This is a genomic window from Anaerosporobacter sp. (assembly GCF_965301125.1).
This window is the reverse complement of the sequence record NZ_CBDLAM010000331.1, coordinates 1-1989: the sequence shown is the minus strand read 5'-3', so window position 1 is coordinate 1989 and position 1989 is coordinate 1. Positions and strand designations below refer to the sequence as shown.

Sequence of the window (1989 nt, the reverse complement as noted above, 5' to 3'; positions counted from 1 at the left end):
CAAATATCCTTTAATTACAATTCCACAAGGACAAATAGCTTATATATTTGCACGAGATGGTGAACCACTTAATCCAATACAAACGCTGGGTAAAGTAGTAAAAGAAGCGAATAATTTCCAAGATGTGAACGGCTTCTTACAAAATGGTGGTCAAAGAGGCCCTCAGAGAGGTATTTTAAGAGAAGGTACATACGCGATCAATTTAGCACAGTTTATCATAATTACACCAAATGACATTAAAACGATTTCTGTTGGTAATGCGCAGGAAAAACAAGCATTAACAAGTATGCAAGCAACATTAGGTGAAAGAGATGCATTTCGTCCTATTGTAATTATGGGAAAAAGCGGACAAGAGAGCGACTTAATGGGTATTGTTACCGTTCACGATGGTCAGTCTCTTTCTGATGGTGAAATTATAGCTCCAGATATGGGACCGGAACACGCAAGTTTCCAAGATCCTGAAAAGTTCTTAGAACTTGGTGGAAAAAGAGGTAAGCAGTTACAAGTATTAACGGATGGTACCTATTATGTGAACCGTTTATTTGCAACCATAGAGCTAAGACCAAAGACTGTTGTTCCAATTGGATTTGTTGGAGTTGTAGTATCCTTCTTTGGTGCTACCGGTGTTGATACTACGGGAAGCGATTATAAACATGGCGAACTTGTTGGTGAAGGATGCAAAGGTGTTCTGGAAAAGCCATTAATGGCAGGTAAATACGCATTTAATACTGACGCAGGTAAAGTAGTATTAGTTCCTACAACGAACATTATTTTGAAATGGAATAAAACTGAATCGGGGGATCATAAGTATGATGAAAACCTTACAGAGGTCGACATTATTACAAAAGATGCATTTGAACCATCACTTCCTTTATCAGTTGTAATGCATATCGATTATAAGCAAGCTCCTTGGGTAATTCAGAGATTTGGTGATATTAATATGCTTGTAAATCAATCGCTTGATCCGCTTGTAAGTGCATATTTTAAAGATGTTGCTCAAACTAAAACATTAATTGAATTAATTCAAGAACGTAGCGATATTCGTGAAAAAGCCGTACTGGAAATGAAAACAAAATTCCAGAAATATAATCTTCAGTTGGAAGAAGTATTAATAGGTACTCCTAAAACTGTATCAGGTGATACACAGATAGAGAATATCTTAACACAGCTTCGTGAAAGACAAATAGCAGAAGAGAAGAAAGTAACCTATCAGAAACAGCAATCTGCTGCAGAAAGTGAGAAATCTCTTCGTGAAGCTCAAGCAATTGCAGAACAGCAGAGTTCTCTTACAAAATCAAAAATTCAGATTGAAGTCGAAGGTAATAGTGGTGCAGCTTTGGCTAAGAAAGCAGAACAAGAAGCTAACCAAATCGTATTTATTGCTAAAGCAAATGCCGAAAAGGTTAAGCTTGAGGGTGATGCAGAAGCTTCTAAGGAATCAAGCATTGGTCTTGCTAAAGCTAAAGCGATTGATGCACAAGTTAAAGCTTATGGTGGTGCTAAATACCGAGTTATGCAAGAAATTACTGATAAGTTAACAGATGCTATTAAAAATAGCCAAGTTGATTTGGTTCCTGAGACCATAGTTAATATGGGAGATAACAAAGATGGTGGGAGCGGCACTATATTAGACAGTCTTTTAAAATTAATCACACTGGATAAGTTGGGAGTAGACTTTAAGTCAGATGATGTTTTAGAAGAAGGAACTTCTGAGGAAAATAAATCTTTATAAGCAATGCTATAATAGTAAAGAATTGTTTAACACAAAAAGATTGAAATTAACCGAAAATAATGTTAAGCTACAGACTGAACATTTAAATTACAATTAGTGATACTATATAGAAGAGCTTATTTTTATAAGCTCTTTTTCAATGATAAAGAGAAAGGTAATACTATGATAAAAGTTGATAACTTATCCTATTCATTTCCGCAAAAGGAATTATTTAATAAGATTTCATTTACATTAGAAGATGGACAACATTGTGCTTT

Annotated in this window: 1 protein-coding gene; it reads left to right on the top strand. The window is 35.2% G+C overall.

From position 1 onward, the window contains the following. On the top strand, nucleotides 1-1732 hold a 1732-nt coding region (locus ACW2QF_RS19525; RefSeq protein ID WP_455717687.1), incomplete at its 5' end, for an SPFH domain-containing protein. Between the last annotated feature and the right edge of the window lie 257 nt (nucleotides 1733-1989).